This window comes from Antarctobacter heliothermus (assembly GCF_900188425.1).
Classification (GTDB): domain Bacteria; phylum Pseudomonadota; class Alphaproteobacteria; order Rhodobacterales; family Rhodobacteraceae; genus Antarctobacter; species Antarctobacter heliothermus.
The window spans coordinates 31,040-43,599 of record NZ_FZON01000046.1; the positions used below are offsets into that span (position 1 = coordinate 31,040).

Annotated in this window: 18 protein-coding genes; 10 read left to right on the forward strand and 8 right to left on the reverse strand. The window is 63.3% G+C overall.

Annotation, left to right across the window (positions count from 1 at the left end):
• Positions 1–6: 6 nt before the first annotated feature.
• Positions 7–897 carry a LysR substrate-binding domain-containing protein gene (locus tag CHB90_RS19180; RefSeq protein ID WP_089279461.1) on the reverse strand — a complete coding sequence of 297 codons (891 nt, stop codon included), beginning with the start codon at positions 895–897 and terminating at the stop codon, positions 7–9.
• Between the two features lie 124 nt (positions 898–1,021).
• Here CHB90_RS19180 and CHB90_RS19185 point away from each other — a divergent pair, with 124 nt between their 5' ends.
• The gene (locus CHB90_RS19185; protein WP_089279462.1) at positions 1,022–1,306 is read left to right on the forward strand and encodes a hypothetical protein; all 285 of its coding nucleotides are present in this window, start codon (positions 1,022–1,024) and stop codon (positions 1,304–1,306) included.
• 60 nt (positions 1,307–1,366) lie between these two features.
• Here CHB90_RS19185 and CHB90_RS19190 read toward each other — a convergent pair whose 3' ends face one another.
• Positions 1,367–2,923 (reverse strand): bifunctional metallophosphatase/5'-nucleotidase, encoded by a 1,557-nt coding sequence (locus CHB90_RS19190; RefSeq protein ID WP_089279463.1) that lies wholly within the window; start codon positions 2,921–2,923, stop codon positions 1,367–1,369.
• Positions 2,924–3,106: 183 nt separating this feature from the next.
• Between CHB90_RS19190 and CHB90_RS19195 the strand changes: the two genes are divergently transcribed.
• The 3 genes from CHB90_RS19195 to CHB90_RS19205 are packed head-to-tail and all read left to right on the forward strand — an operon-like array spanning position 3,107 to position 4,931.
• Positions 3,107–3,448: a DUF952 domain-containing protein gene (locus tag CHB90_RS19195; protein ID WP_089279464.1), complete on the forward strand. Its 342-nt coding sequence runs from the start codon at positions 3,107–3,109 to the stop codon at positions 3,446–3,448.
• On the forward strand, positions 3,445–3,876 hold the full coding sequence (locus CHB90_RS19200; protein ID WP_089279465.1) for a DUF1330 domain-containing protein: 432 nt from the start codon (positions 3,445–3,447) through the stop codon (positions 3,874–3,876). The genes CHB90_RS19195 and CHB90_RS19200 overlap by 4 nt, the downstream gene beginning before the upstream one ends.
• Positions 3,873–4,931: a quinone-dependent dihydroorotate dehydrogenase gene (locus tag CHB90_RS19205; protein ID WP_089279466.1), complete on the forward strand. Its 1,059-nt coding sequence runs from the start codon at positions 3,873–3,875 to the stop codon at positions 4,929–4,931. Before CHB90_RS19200 ends, CHB90_RS19205 begins: the two co-directional genes overlap by 4 nt.
• Positions 4,932–4,989: 58 nt before the next feature.
• On the opposite strand, the gene CHB90_RS19210 is transcribed toward CHB90_RS19205, so the two are convergent.
• The 3 genes from CHB90_RS19210 to ihfB form a co-directional block, all read right to left on the reverse strand.
• The gene (locus CHB90_RS19210) at positions 4,990–5,652 is read right to left on the reverse strand and encodes a phosphoribosylanthranilate isomerase (RefSeq protein WP_089279467.1); all 663 of its coding nucleotides are present in this window, start codon (positions 5,650–5,652) and stop codon (positions 4,990–4,992) included.
• Between the two features lie 91 nt (positions 5,653–5,743).
• Positions 5,744–6,103, reverse strand: coding sequence for a LapA family protein (locus CHB90_RS19215; RefSeq protein WP_089279468.1), 360 nt, complete (start codon positions 6,101–6,103; stop codon positions 5,744–5,746).
• A gap of 3 nt (positions 6,104–6,106) precedes the next feature.
• Positions 6,107–6,388, reverse strand: a complete 282-nt coding sequence (ihfB, locus tag CHB90_RS19220; protein ID WP_058245850.1) for an integration host factor subunit beta — start codon at positions 6,386–6,388, stop codon at positions 6,107–6,109.
• A gap of 373 nt (positions 6,389–6,761) precedes the next feature.
• On the opposite strand from ihfB, the gene CHB90_RS19225 reads away from it, so the two are divergent.
• Together CHB90_RS19225 and CHB90_RS19230 are read left to right on the forward strand one after the other, a co-directional pair.
• Positions 6,762–7,649, forward strand: coding sequence for a hypothetical protein (locus tag CHB90_RS19225; protein ID WP_089279469.1), 888 nt, complete (start codon positions 6,762–6,764; stop codon positions 7,647–7,649).
• Positions 7,650–7,749: 100 nt separating this feature from the next.
• Complete coding sequence (locus tag CHB90_RS19230) at positions 7,750–7,953, forward strand: hypothetical protein (RefSeq protein WP_089279470.1); 204 nt, start codon at positions 7,750–7,752, stop codon at positions 7,951–7,953.
• Positions 7,954–8,190: 237 nt separating this feature from the next.
• On the opposite strand, the gene CHB90_RS19235 is transcribed toward CHB90_RS19230, so the two are convergent.
• A complete protein-coding gene (locus CHB90_RS19235) occupies positions 8,191–8,508 on the reverse strand; it encodes a hypothetical protein (protein ID WP_089279471.1) in 318 nt (105 codons plus the stop codon).
• 98 nt (positions 8,509–8,606) lie between these two features.
• A complete protein-coding gene (gene rpsA, locus CHB90_RS19240) occupies positions 8,607–10,283 on the reverse strand; it encodes a 30S ribosomal protein S1 (RefSeq protein WP_089279472.1) in 1,677 nt (558 codons plus the stop codon).
• A gap of 392 nt (positions 10,284–10,675) precedes the next feature.
• Between rpsA and CHB90_RS19245 the strand changes: the two genes are divergently transcribed.
• The gene (locus CHB90_RS19245; protein ID WP_089279473.1) at positions 10,676–11,071 is read left to right on the forward strand and encodes a hypothetical protein; all 396 of its coding nucleotides are present in this window, start codon (positions 10,676–10,678) and stop codon (positions 11,069–11,071) included.
• A 25-nt stretch (positions 11,072–11,096) separates the two neighbouring features.
• Here the strand turns inward: CHB90_RS19245 and CHB90_RS19250 are convergent, their stop codons facing one another.
• Positions 11,097–11,381, reverse strand: coding sequence for a hypothetical protein (locus CHB90_RS19250; protein WP_089279478.1), 285 nt, complete (start codon positions 11,379–11,381; stop codon positions 11,097–11,099).
• Positions 11,382–11,597: 216 nt separating this feature from the next.
• Here CHB90_RS19250 and CHB90_RS19255 point away from each other — a divergent pair, with 216 nt between their 5' ends.
• The 3 genes from CHB90_RS19255 to CHB90_RS19260 all read left to right on the forward strand — a co-directional run.
• Positions 11,598–11,912: a DnaJ family domain-containing protein gene (locus CHB90_RS19255; RefSeq protein WP_089279474.1), complete on the forward strand. Its 315-nt coding sequence runs from the start codon at positions 11,598–11,600 to the stop codon at positions 11,910–11,912.
• 146 nt (positions 11,913–12,058) lie between these two features.
• Positions 12,059–12,235: a hypothetical protein gene (locus tag CHB90_RS26625; protein ID WP_170941117.1), complete on the forward strand. Its 177-nt coding sequence runs from the start codon at positions 12,059–12,061 to the stop codon at positions 12,233–12,235.
• A gap of 68 nt (positions 12,236–12,303) precedes the next feature.
• The coding region (locus CHB90_RS19260) for a transposase (RefSeq protein WP_141135876.1) at positions 12,304–12,560 on the forward strand (257 nt) is incomplete at its 3' end.

A 12,560-nucleotide genomic window follows, 5' to 3' on the forward strand; every position in this document is an offset into this window, starting at 1 on the left:
CGGCGGTCACCCCGCCGCCTCCTCTGTCACCCAGTCGCGAAACTTGCGCACCTTGGGCATCTGCCACCTGTCGCGGGCGCCCAACAGGCAAACCCCGCCCAGGGGTGAGCCGCTGACCAGATGCGGGAACGGCGCGACCAGCGTTCCGGACGCCAGTTCATCGCGGCACAATTCCAGATCCGCCATCACCACCCCGGTTCCCATGACTGCGGCGCGCGTGGCAATATCGAGGTTGGGGAAATCGTCGCCCGCCCCGGCATCGACCCCCGCAACCGGAAAGGCCGTCAGCCACGCCGTCCAGTCCGCATGGTCAGGCGTTTCGTGCAGCAGCACCGCATTGGCCAGATCTTCGGGCCGGTCCAAGCGTACCCTGTCCAGATAGGATGGCGTGCAGGCCGGGGTCAGGCGTACATCAAACATCACCTGCATCTGGATGTCCGGCGCGCGGGTCGTCCAGTGTTCGACCGAAAACCCCAGGTCATATTCGATCCCGTCAAAGCCGATGTCACCGTGAAAATCCGTGGTCAGACGCACCCGGATCTCCGGATGTCTTTCCCGGAAACGCCCAAGGCGCGGAATAAGCCAGCGGATCGAGGTGGCGGGCGGGCAGATGATCCGCAGGTCCGACGCATCGGATGTGATGCGCCCCGCCTCAGACGCGATCCGCGCGAAACTTTCGGTCAGCACCGGCAGCAGACGCCGCCCCGCCGCCGTCAGGCTGACGCCGCGCGCATGACGGCGGAACAATGGCACGCCCAGATGATCCTCCAGCAGCTTGACATGGCGGCTGACCGCGCCGCGTGTGACGTGCAACTCCTCTGACGCGCCGATGAAACCCTCGTGACGGGCGGCGGCCTCAAAGGCGCGCAGGGCATTCAAAGGCGGCAGTTTCGGCATCACACAGGCCCCGTCATGGATCAGGAAAACTATGCCATGATAAGAGAAACCTTGGCTTGCGGGCAAGACCCGGACGGCGATATCAAGAGGCTATCCCTAGAAAACCGTCCTCAAGAGGGTTCGCATGAACAGTATGACACGCCTTCGTGCATGGCCGCAGATCCTGCCCGGACTGGAATGGATCAGGAAAGCTGCGCACGCACTGGACAACCGAAACACCGACCGCCACATGCGGCAGCACCTTGCCCGCCTTGTAGAGACCGCCCCGCATCTGCTCGAGGACGCGGGTCTCTGCCGCTCCGGAACCGCAGAGCGAACCACCAGTGTCTGGCTGGGGCGTGGACTGCGCGTGACACGTCGCTCCGCCCTGCAAGGCGCGCCCCGCATTACCGTCGAGACCGGACGCTGAACCCCACGAAAAAGGCCGCCCCACATGGGGCGGCCCTGGGACGCGCGAAGCGATCCGCGCTTATTTCTTCAGCGTGATCCGGCCATCGGTGTAGGGCTGATAGGCCCCGTCCTTGGCAAGGTACTCTGCCGTCACATCCGCCAGATCCGGGCCAAAGTCATAGGCGTTCTCGGCATCCTTGAACATGGCATAGCCATCGCCGCCGTTGCGCACATAGTTGTTCGACACGGCACCATAGACCTTGTCCATCTCGACCGGCGCGCCGCCGACCATCACGTCGGAAATCCGGCTGCCCGGCTCTGCGGTCAGATCGGCGGTAAATGTCATGCCCGCCACCTGCGGGAAACGACCAGCGCCCTCTTCCACCTGTGACACACCGTTTTCCAGCGCCTCGACCAGCGTCGCGCCGGTGATCTGGAAGGTCGACAGCGTGTTCTGGAACGGCAGCACGGTCAGCACCTCGCCCATGGTCACTTCGCCCGCGTCAATCGAGGACCGCAACCCACCGCTGTTGGCGATGGCGACATCGATGCCCTGCGCCTTGACCCGGTCCAGCATGGCGTCAGCCACAAGGTTGCCCATCGAACATTCCATCGCGCGGCAAACATCGCGGCTGCCGTCGATGGCTTCGGCGGACTCGGCCACCACCTTGTTGCGGATCTCTTCCAGCGGCGCGGCGGCCTCTGCGATGCGTGCCTTGACGGCGTCATCCTCTGTCACCGATGCGTCAATCAGGATCGGCGCACCTTCGGCAGAGATCACCTCGCCTGCGTCGTCAAAGGTCACGTTCAGCTCACCCAGGAACTTGCCATAGGCATAGGCCTGCACGATTTGAACGCCGTTCACGACCGTCGGATATGCGCCCGCAGCCCCGTCCATGTCGCCCAGCAGGGTGTTGGAGTGGCCGCCGACGATCACGTCGACACCGGTGGTGTTCTCGGCCACGCGCTGATCGACACCATATCCGGAATGCGACAAGACGATGATCTTGTTCACGCCCATCTCGGTCAGCTTGTCGACCTCGCCCTGCACCGCGTCCGACGGATCGGTAAAGATGATGTTGTCGCCCGGGCTGGCCAGTTCATCGGTGTCCTGCGGTGTCAGGCCGATCAGGCCCAGCTTTTCGCCGCCGCGTTCGATCACGGTGGATTTCATCAGCGCACCGGCCAGCAGCGGCTCACCGGAGACATCGGCGTTTGACATCAGGATCGGGAATTCCAGCGCATCCATGAACCCGCGCAGCACTTCGGGGCCGTCATCGAATTCATGGTTGCCGACGGTCATGCCGTCATAGCCCATGAGGTTCATCATCTCGGCGGCCAGCTTGCCCTTGTAGTAGGTGTAGAACAGCGTGCCCTGGAACTGGTCGCCGCCATCCACAAGGATGTGGTTGTTTGTGCGTGCCTTGGCGGCATTGATCGCCGTGATCATCCGCGCGGACCCGCCAAAGCATTCACCAGCGGTGTTGTCCTCTGCGCTGCAGCCCGAATCATACTTGCTGATCGGTTCAAAGCGGGCGTGAAAATCGTTGGTGTGCAGGATCGTCAGCGAATAGTCGGCCTGTGCGGCCCCGGCGATCAGCGCCAGCGTGGCGGCGCCTGTCATCATGCGAAACATGAAGTTTCCTCTCTGTCGGTTTTGTTTATGCCAATAGCAGACCCCGGCGCGTGCCAAGAGTCAAAGCCTGACTGTGCGTTTCCCTCACGGCTGTAACAGGGGGATGAACCCCGGCCCGCTGCTGTGCCGCAACAGCAACCGCCATGCTTGACCCCGGACACGCGGCGCGGCATCACTCGGGCCATGGAAATCTACAAGATCCTCCGCGCCGACGAATGGTCGGCCCTGCGCAGCCAAAAGCAAACCAGCGGCGCGCCGATCGACGTCTCTGACGGATTCATCCACTTTTCCACCGCTGCGCAGGCGCGCGAAACCGCGGCCAAGCATTTCGCCGGGGCCGACGGGCTGTTCCTGGCCGCGCTGGACAGCGACGCGCTGGGGGAGGCCCTGAAATGGGAGGTGTCGCGCGGCGATGCCCTGTTCCCGCACCTCTACGGCCCGCTGCGCCTGTCGGACATCCTGTGGTGCCAGCCCTTGCCGCTGGGGGCCGACGGCACCCACGACTTTCCCGCCGGTATTGCATGACCGGCCACATCGACCCGACGCGCGCCCAGTTCGACGCCTTCAAGGCGCTGGACCGGGATGAACCCTGCGAAATGCTGAACCTCGTTCGCTTGCGCGACGCCGCCCAGTACCCCGAGGGACACGCACAAGCTGGATCAACCCTCACCGGGGCCGAGGCCTATCGCCTCTACGGCAAACACAGCGGCCCGATCTTTGCCCGCGTCGGCGGCGCGATTCTCTGGCGTGGCGAGTTTCGCACCACGCTGACCGGCCCGGACGGCGACCAGTGGGACCACGTCTTTGTCGCCCGCTACCCCACCGCGCACGCCTTTCTGGCCATGGTGACCGACCCGGAGTACCAGCACGCCGTCATCCACCGGCAGGCCGCCGTACAGGACTCGCGCCTGATCCGCTGCGCCCCCGCTTCCGCCGGGGAGGTCTTTGGATGACCCCGCTGGAACGCCTTGGCCTTGCCGCCCTGCACCGTCTGGACCCGGAAACCGCCCATGGCCTCGCGCTGAAGGCGCTTCAGGCCGGTGCGGCACACAGCCCCGGCCTTGTGACCTCAAACCGGCTGCGGACCACGCTGGCGGGCCTGCCCCTGCCCAACCCTGTCGGCCTCGCTGCCGGGTTCGACAAGAACGCCACCGCCCTGCAGGGCCTGTCCCGTGCCGGGTTCGGCTTTGTCGAGGTGGGGGCCGCAACGCCCCGCCCGCAGCCCGGCAACCCACGCCCGCGCCTGTTCCGCCTGACAGAGGACCGCGCCGCGATCAACCGCTTCGGCTTCAACAACGACGGGATGGAGGCAATCGGCGCGCGGCTGACCACCCGCCCCCGCGACCTGGTGCTTGGCCTGAACCTGGGTGCCAACAAGGACAGCGACGACCGCGCCGGGGATTTCGCCCGCGTGCTGGCGCACTGCGGCGCCAACGTCGATTTCGCCACCGTCAATGTCAGCTCTCCCAACACCGAAAAGCTGCGCGACCTGCAAGGCAAGGCCGCGCTCGCCGCTCTGCTGGCGGGCGTCATGCAGGCGCGTGACTCCTTGGCCACGCCCATCCCGGTCTTCCTGAAAATCGCGCCGGATCTGGACGATGCGGAACTGGCTGACGTCGCAGAGGTCGCGCTGTCCTCCGGCGTGGCAGGCATCATCGCCACCAACACCACCCTGTCCCGCGCCGGGCTGTCCTCGCGCCACGCGACAGAGGCGGGCGGGCTGTCCGGTGCGCCGCTTTTTGACCGCTCCACCCGCGTGCTGGCCCAGCTGTCGCACCTGACCGAGGGCGCGCTGCCGCTGATCGGGGTCGGCGGCGTCGGCTCTGCCGAACAGGCCTATGAAAAGATTCGCGCGGGTGCCAGCGTGGTGCAGCTTTACACAGCGCTGGTCTACAGCGGCCTCAGCCTCGTGCAGGAGATCGCAGTAGGGCTGGACGCGCTGCTGGCGCGCGACGGGTTCGACACCGTTGCGCAGGCCGTGGGCAGCGGACGCGGCGCGTGGCTGTGACACCCGCCTGACGGTGCCTTCCTGACCGTGCCTTATCGGCCGCGCGAAACGCGGCCCTTCACAAGCGCGGCGCGACCTCCGCCACCCGTGCCGCACTCACAAAACCCCGGATCAGGGCCGCGTCCTTGATCCCCGGCGCGCTCTCCACGCCGGACGATACATCCACCTGCGTCACACCTGTCATCGCCACGGCGCGCGCCACGTTCTGCGGCGTCAGGCCCCCGGCCAACATCCACGGCCGCGACCAGCGCCGCCCGGCAATCAACCGCCAGTCAAAAGCCAAACCGTTGCCGCCCGGCAGATCCGCCCCCTTGGGCGGCTTGGCATCCACCAAAATCTGATCCGCAACCCGCTGATAAATATCCAGCTTGTCCAGATCCGCCGCATCGGCAACGCCAACCGCCTTCATCACCGGCAACCCATAGCGCGCGCGCACCTCGGCCACCCGCTCCGGCGGCTCTGACCCGTGCAACTGGATCATGTCCAACGGCACCTGCGCGGTGATCTCATCCAACAACGCGTCGGAGGGGTTCACCACCAGCCCGACCTTGGCCAGCCCCACGGGTGCCCGCACCGCCAGATCGCGCGCCACCGCGACAGAGACATTGCGCGGACTCTTGGGGAAAAACACCAACCCCGCATAAGAGGCCCCCGCCGCTGCCACCGCATCGACATCCTCAGGCCGCGTCAGGCCACAGATCTTCACGCGCACGTCCGCCATGCAGGCCCCTGCTTCTTCTTTGCAAAAATACCCCGGGGTGAATGCGCCCAAAGGCGCAGAGGGGCAGCGCCCCTCCTCCCCCGGCGACGGGTCAGCTGGCCTGATCCAGGATCGCCAGCACCTCGTCCTTGTCCTTGTCGCGCTCGGCCTGCGTCTTCTTCAACTGACGCTCCAGCTTGCGCACCTCGGTCTTCTTGGCAGAGGCCTCGGCGCGGTACTTGTATTCGCGCAGCCACTCATAGACCTCGCCCAGAACCCACCCCATCACAAGGAATCCCAGCGCCACGGCAAACAGCGGCACCTCGACGGAAAACGCCAGCCTGTCCATCTGCGGAAGACGCGCCAGCCCCTCGGGCAGCGTGTTCAGCGTCACCCACTGCAAGTTCGCGACACAGACAACCGTCAGAACAATGAGCAGGATCGCGTAAAAGGCGTATAGAGCGTAGCGCATGGATTACTTTCCGTTCAGGCGGTCCCGCAAGAGCTTGCCGGTCTTGAAAAACGGAACGTGCTTTTCCTCGACCTCGACCGACTCCCCGGTGCGGGGGTTCCGCCCGACGCGCGCGTCCCGCTTCTTGACCGAAAAGGCCCCGAAGCCCCGCAGCTCGACCCGGTCGCCCCGGGCCATGGCGTTGGTGATCTCTTCAAAGATCGTGTTCACGATCCTCTCTACGTCACGCTGATACAGATGTGGATTCTCATCCGCAATCTTCTGGATCAATTCAGATCTGATCATACCCCACATCCCCCGTGGACTCGGCATTTGCCTTGTACTTTTCCGCAACTATACGCGCCGATAGTGGAAACGGGAACCGCCTAAGATCGTGAAAAAATCTGGATTCGCAGCAGTTTGCAGGCCAAATCCCGGCCACCGGCGGGAATCCCCGCTGTCCTGCCGGCCTTGGCACGGCACAACACCACCGCATCAAGGTGTGCGATTCGCCCTGCGCGGCCCATCGGCCAGAGCGTGGCCAGAGCATGGCCAGAGCATTTCCCTCGCATTGTATCCGTTAGGGGTTGCTCAAGAAATCGCTCTCATAGTCGCCCCAACGATTGACTGAACGGGCCGCCGCCTTGGCTTGTTATCCGTTGCATGGACTGGAGAGAATTTGACACCCTTCTTTTTTCCGGGCGCGTTGCGCCGGGCCTTGCTGTGCGCCTTGCGCAAACCTGCTGCCTCCGTCGCAACGACCGGCCTGCTCCTGGCCTGCTATGTTGCCAGCGCAGGCAGCGCACAGGCTGACGACCACATTCTTGCCATTGGCGCCTGTCCGGCCTGGGCTGGCGTGCCGCCGACCGTTTGCGAAACCGCCGTGACAGAGGTGACGGCAGCATTGTCTGCGCGTTACGCTGTTCCGGATACACAGGTCCACACTCTGCTGAATGCGCAGGCCACGGTCACAGGTTTTGTGGACTTTCTGAATGCCCTGCCCGCCATTGCCGCCGATGACCGCGTGTTTCTCTACATTGTCATGCACAACGGCGCCGGTCATCAGGATCGCGCCGCCTCGGCCAAGGATGACATCCTGGTGTTCTGGTCCGACAGCGACCCGGGCGTGATCGAATTTGCCCTCGCCGAAGGCAAATGGCTCCGCGCCAGCGACTTTGCCGACGCAATCGGGCAGCTCGGGATGGGGACGCTGGTCGCATTTCTCGAAGATTGCCAATCCGGCGCACTGGGTCTTGAGATCCTGCATGAGACGACCCCGAAAACCGAACATGTCGCCACCATCGCCTCCGCGCAGGCTGGCCAATACGCGAACCTGACACTGGACTACAAACGACCGCTGTTCAGCAGCCTTCTGGTCGCCGCGATGGGCGGCCCAAAGGAGACGCTGTCAGAGCTGCTGACCACTGTTTCCGGGCAGGTCACCGACGCCTCGGGACCAATCTGCGCCGCGCACAAGGTCAAATCATCAACCGCTGGTGGCTTCACGCCCCAATGCCGACAAACCCCCGTCATCCGGGATCCGCAGGCTGTTTTACCCGGCCTTTGATCCCGCACCAGATGTGGTCACGCCCGCGCGTGACCTCATGCCCGGCCATTCCGGCCTTCTTCGAGCGTCCGTCGCTCATCCCCCAAAGTGGAGAATGACTATGAAATATGCAATGGCAGCCGCAATCCTCGCAGCATCGACCCTGTCCGCTCATGCATTCCACATCAGCATCGGTTTTGCCGAGGAAGGCGCAAACGCCGTACTCTGCGTCGTCAACGATGTGACCGTGCTGGCCGAAAAGGCCGGTGATTGCGATGCCATCGGTGGCGCGACCAGCCATGAGGTGACCCCGGTCGCCAAGTAAGCGCGCCGCTTTCGTCGCACTTCAAGACCCCGCGTCATGGCGGGGTCTTGTCCCCCCCCCCGCAAGGGATCGCCTGCCTCCGGCTATAGCGCGCCTCGCGCCTTGCACCGACTGAAACGCCGCGAAGCCCAAACGCCCGATTGACCCTTCCGGGGCCATGCACACCGACACGGGCACCGACACAAGCACCAACACAGGCACCGTCGCCCCTCAAAACCGACCCCCTGTCGGGTCCTGCTACTGGCAGACCGCCGCAAACTCGGTCCAGTCACCATCCGCTTTTTCCGCCGGCTTGAAATAGACCAGCCGCAGTCCCCCCTCGGCACAGGTCTTGGCGGCCTGTTCCTTGACGTCCTGCGCCGTCCAGGCAGAACCATAACGTCCCCGAAGCTGCTTTTGCCCCTGCACCTCGACCCGGCGCATGGTCATCCCTGTGCCGCCTGCGGGCCGGACCTGCGTGACTTCTGTCCCATCGTCAGGGAGCACAATCTGGTCTTGCGCGGCCCCCGGCCCCGCCAAGATCAGCCCAAAGACCAACAGCACAACATGCTTCATTCAGATCCCCTGTCCCAAGCGCCCCCTCGGCGTCCTTGGCACAAAAGCAAAAAGGCCCCGCAAATGCGAGGCCTTTTCGATGTCTTCACGGTACGAGATTACTCGTCGCGCTTGAGCGCCGCGCCGAGGATGTCGCCCAGCGACGCACCCGAATCGGAGGAACCGAACTGTTCCACGGCTTCTTTCTCTTCGGCGATCTCGCGTGCCTTGATCGACAGACCCAGACGACGGGTCTTGGTGTCGATGTTGGTGACGCGCACGTCGACCTTGTCACCGGTCGAGAAACGCTCGGGGCGCTGCTCGGCACGATCACGCGACAGGTCAGAGCGGCGGATGAAGGATTTCATGCCCTCATATTCCACCTCGATGCCACCATCCTCGATCGCGGTGACCTCAACGGTCACGATCGAACCGCGGCGCACGCCATCAGCCGCTTCGGCGAACTTGTCGCCGCCCAGCGCCTTGATCGAGAGCGAGATACGCTCTTTCTCGACGTCCACTTCGGAGACAACCGCCTGAACGATGTCGCCCTTGCGGTATTCCTGAATGGCTTCTTCGCCACGCTGGTCCCAAGACAGGTCCGAAAGGTGGACCATGCCGTCGATCTCGCCGTCGAGGCCGATGAACAGACCGAATTCGGTGATATTCTTGACTTCGCCTTCGACCTGCGTGTTCTCGGGGTGCGTTTCTGCAAACACTTCCCACGGGTTGCGCATGGTCTGCTTGAGACCCAGCGAAACGCGACGCTTGGCACCGTCGATTTCCAGCACCATGACGTCCACTTCCTGCGAGGTGGAGACGATCTTGCCGGGGTGCACGTTCTTCTTGGTCCAGGACATCTCGGAGACGTGGACCAGACCTTCGACACCGGGCTCCAGCTCAACAAATGCGCCGTAATCGGTGATGTTGGTCACGCGGCCCTTGTGGACCGAGGCCAGCGGATACTTGATCCCGACCAGATCCCACGGATCTTCCTGCAGCTGCTTCATGCCGAGGCTGATACGGTGGGTTTCCTTGTTGATCTTGATGACCTGCACTTTGACAGTTTCACCGATCGACAGGATCTCGGACGGGTGGTTGACCCGGCGCCATGCCATGTCGGTGACGTGCAGCAGGCCGTCAACGCCACCCAGATCGACGAATGCGCCGTACTCGGTGATGTTCTTGACCACGCCGTCAACCGAATCGCCTTCTTGCAGCTTGCCGATAACCTCGGCGCGCTGCTCGGCACGCGATTCTTCGAGGATCGCGCGGCGCGACACAACGATGTTGCCCCGGCGACGGTCCATTTTCAGGATCTGGAACGGCTGCTTGAGACCCATCAGCGGGCCGGCGTCGCGCACGGGGCGCACGTCAACCTGAGAGCCGGGCAGGAACGCAACTGCGCCGCCAAGATCGACAGTAAAGCCGCCTTTGACCCGACCAAAGATCGCACCTTCGACGCGGGCGTCGTCGGCGTATGCTTTTTCCAGACGGTCCCAGGCTTCTTCGCGGCGGGCCATCTCGCGCGAGATGACGGCTTCGCCACGGGCGTTTTCGGCGGAGCGGAGGTAAACCTCGACTTCGTCGCCAACTTTGACCTCGGGGTTTTCGCCCGGTTCAGCGAATTCTTTGAGATCGACGCGGCCTTCCATCTTGTAACCGACGTCGATGATGGCTTGTCCCGCTTCAATCGCGATGACTTTGCCTTTGACAACCGTACCTTCGTCCGGTGTGTCCATTTCGAGGCTTTCATTAAGGAGGGCCTCGAATTCCTCCATCGATGCGCTAGGCATATGTACTTACAGTCCTTTACAACGGTTTTCTGGCCATGCGGTTGTCTCCGCCGGTCTAGGTGATGTCCGCACTTGCGGCGAAACGGGTTGGTCAGTGGGCATGCCGCAAAACAAAGAGGGCCGGAAGATGTCCGACCCTGCTCGATCTCTTTGCCGCGGCGATTTTGCCTTGTCGACGCGCGCGGGTATAGATGAGGTTGACGCGGGGATCAAGCCCCGCAACCCCAAAGCCCCCGCCGGGCCGCGCTGTCCGGGGGTCATGTTCTCCTGACTTGAGCGATCCCATCGAATCCATGACCCTGAGGGCGGGATCACCCTATCCCAAAGCAGGACGAGTACCGGGTCCGTTTCACCCATCCCCTTTTGCAACGCAAACATTTCGGGAGAGGACCATGAAAATCTTGACCACCTTGACCGCGGCCTTGGCCATCTGGACCACCGTCGCGGGCGGCGCGACCGCCCAGAACTGCGACAGCAAGGGCTCCAACTGGCAGGGGCGCATCGACATCGGCAGCACGATCTACGGCTTTGAACTGCGCCGCCTCACCTGCGCCACGGACAGCATGTGGAACTACTATGTCTGGACCACCAGTACCCGCTGGGAAGGCACGGCAACGGTCGACAAGGCCGGCACAAACCTCTCCGTGGTGACTGTCACGGGCGGTCTGGCCGGCTGCTCGCTGTCCGGCACCTGGTATCCGCGCGACGTCATCAACGCACGCCCATACCGGGGCAACGGATCGGCCAACTGTGGCGGCGGCGGCAGCTGGAGCGCGAACATCCGCTAGGGTCGCCCCCCAGCCCGTCCCTTGGTCAGCCCGCCGCAAAGACCTCGCCGGACATCACGGCGGTCATCTTCATCGGCAGTTCTTCGGCCGCCTGTGACCGGATCTCGGCGATCTTTGCCTGCGCCGCCTCTGCCGTGGCGGCGTCCGCGTATTCTGTCACAACCATGAAACTGCGGTCCGCCACGCGAACCATCGACACCCGCAGCGCCCCGACCGCCTTGACCAGAGGCACGTATTTGTCGCGCGCAAGGGCCTCCATCTCGTTGGTCCAATCGTCTGTTTCCCAATGCGAAATAGCAAAATAGGCCATAACAACATCTCCCCCTTCAATGCCGCGCCGGGATGGCCCGGTGCGGTCATACTGCGCCTTTCCGGGCGAATCAGGTAGAAAAACCGCCACCGCACAGGCCTGCCGCAGTTGGCACCAAAGGGCCGCATGGCCGAACATGGCCCGCTGCTGACGGCAGGCTACAAAACTCAGCCAGATTGACTATCTTCACAGTGTAGAAACCAAAAGGCCTTGGTCATGTCGCACCCTTTGAATGCCGCAATTGAAATGGCGATGAACGCCGCAGAGCGGGCGGATGAGTTCAAGAACCTCCCCGGCGCAGGCAAGCCGTTGGGGTTTCTCGCCACCCCCAAGGACGCGGTCATTGATCGTCTCATGAAGGAAAATCAGGCCAAGCCCTTGGCCGTTCTGTTGAAAAACAAGATCGCAGAGCTGCAAAAGGCGCTGAAATCCGCCCCGAATGAGGATGCGCGTCGCGCCGTGATGAAAGAGATCGCCGATCAGCAATTGAGACTGGATCTCGAACTCGAAGCGCTCCGCAAATACGGCTGATGCGGCGCGGCCCGCTCGGGTGCCGAAATCGTGCGTCTGTACGCTGTGTTGCCAGTGGCCGTCCTGTGACGGCCTCTTAACATTGGCGTCTCGGACCCTATCTTAATCGCATTAACATCAAACCGCCGCCGCAACCGGAGCCCGGAATGAACTACGTTCTCGCCCTCTTTCTGCCGCCGCTTTCGATCCTGTTGAACGGGCGGGTGATCCTGTCGATCATCGTTTTCTTGATCTGGGTTCCGGCGATTATCTTTTCCGGCGGGCTGACGCATCCGATGTTCATCGCGCTGGCCTGGCTCCTGATTTGTATCCGTCCGTTGTGACCGCTCTGACGGTGAGCCTCTGCTGTCGATAATGTCCATGATCGATAATGGACATCTTGAGGCACTCCATGACGGGCATGAAGGGACAGAAGAAGCGGTTCTGGTCTGACGAGGAGAAACGCTCGATCTGCCGGCAAACATGCGCGCCCGGTGTGTCGGTGGCGCAGGTTGCGCGCCGGTATGCGATGAACTCGAACCTGATCTTCACCTGGCTGCGGGATCCGCGTTTCGCGCCGGCCGAAGCCGAAGCGTCCAGTGGTGCCAAGGATGACACTCTCTTCCTGCCGGTCGAGATCACCGGCTTGGCCGCCGAGCCTGAGCCGGG

What these genes read in the sequence shown, in the direction of transcription:
- CHB90_RS19190 (WP_089279463.1), bottom strand. Translation starts at nt 2,923, where the DNA reads ATGTTTCGCATGATGACAGGCGCCGCCACGCTGGCGCTGATCGCCGGG.
- CHB90_RS19195 (WP_089279464.1), top strand. Translation starts at nt 3,107, where the DNA reads ATGGAAATCTACAAGATCCTCCGCGCCGACGAATGGTCGGCCCTGCGC.
- rpsA (WP_089279472.1), bottom strand. Translation starts at nt 10,283, where the DNA reads ATGCCTAGCGCATCGATGGAGGAATTCGAGGCCCTCCTTAATGAAAGC.
- CHB90_RS19200 (WP_089279465.1), top strand. Translation starts at nt 3,445, where the DNA reads ATGACCGGCCACATCGACCCGACGCGCGCCCAGTTCGACGCCTTCAAG.
- CHB90_RS19210 (WP_089279467.1), bottom strand. Translation starts at nt 5,652, where the DNA reads ATGGCGGACGTGCGCGTGAAGATCTGTGGCCTGACGCGGCCTGAGGAT.
- ihfB (WP_058245850.1), bottom strand. Translation starts at nt 6,388, where the DNA reads ATGATCAGATCTGAATTGATCCAGAAGATTGCGGATGAGAATCCACAT.
- CHB90_RS26625 (WP_170941117.1), top strand. Translation starts at nt 12,059, where the DNA reads ATGAACTACGTTCTCGCCCTCTTTCTGCCGCCGCTTTCGATCCTGTTG.
- CHB90_RS19180 (WP_089279461.1), bottom strand. Translation starts at nt 897, where the DNA reads ATGCCGAAACTGCCGCCTTTGAATGCCCTGCGCGCCTTTGAGGCCGCC.
- CHB90_RS19185 (WP_089279462.1), top strand. Translation starts at nt 1,022, where the DNA reads ATGAACAGTATGACACGCCTTCGTGCATGGCCGCAGATCCTGCCCGGA.
- CHB90_RS19235 (WP_089279471.1), bottom strand. Translation starts at nt 8,508, where the DNA reads ATGAAGCATGTTGTGCTGTTGGTCTTTGGGCTGATCTTGGCGGGGCCG.
- CHB90_RS19255 (WP_089279474.1), top strand. Translation starts at nt 11,598, where the DNA reads ATGTCGCACCCTTTGAATGCCGCAATTGAAATGGCGATGAACGCCGCA.
- CHB90_RS19230 (WP_089279470.1), top strand. Translation starts at nt 7,750, where the DNA reads ATGAAATATGCAATGGCAGCCGCAATCCTCGCAGCATCGACCCTGTCC.
- CHB90_RS19245 (WP_089279473.1), top strand. Translation starts at nt 10,676, where the DNA reads ATGAAAATCTTGACCACCTTGACCGCGGCCTTGGCCATCTGGACCACC.
- CHB90_RS19215 (WP_089279468.1), bottom strand. Translation starts at nt 6,103, where the DNA reads ATGCGCTACGCTCTATACGCCTTTTACGCGATCCTGCTCATTGTTCTG.
- CHB90_RS19250 (WP_089279478.1), bottom strand. Translation starts at nt 11,381, where the DNA reads ATGGCCTATTTTGCTATTTCGCATTGGGAAACAGACGATTGGACCAAC.
- CHB90_RS19205 (WP_089279466.1), top strand. Translation starts at nt 3,873, where the DNA reads ATGACCCCGCTGGAACGCCTTGGCCTTGCCGCCCTGCACCGTCTGGAC.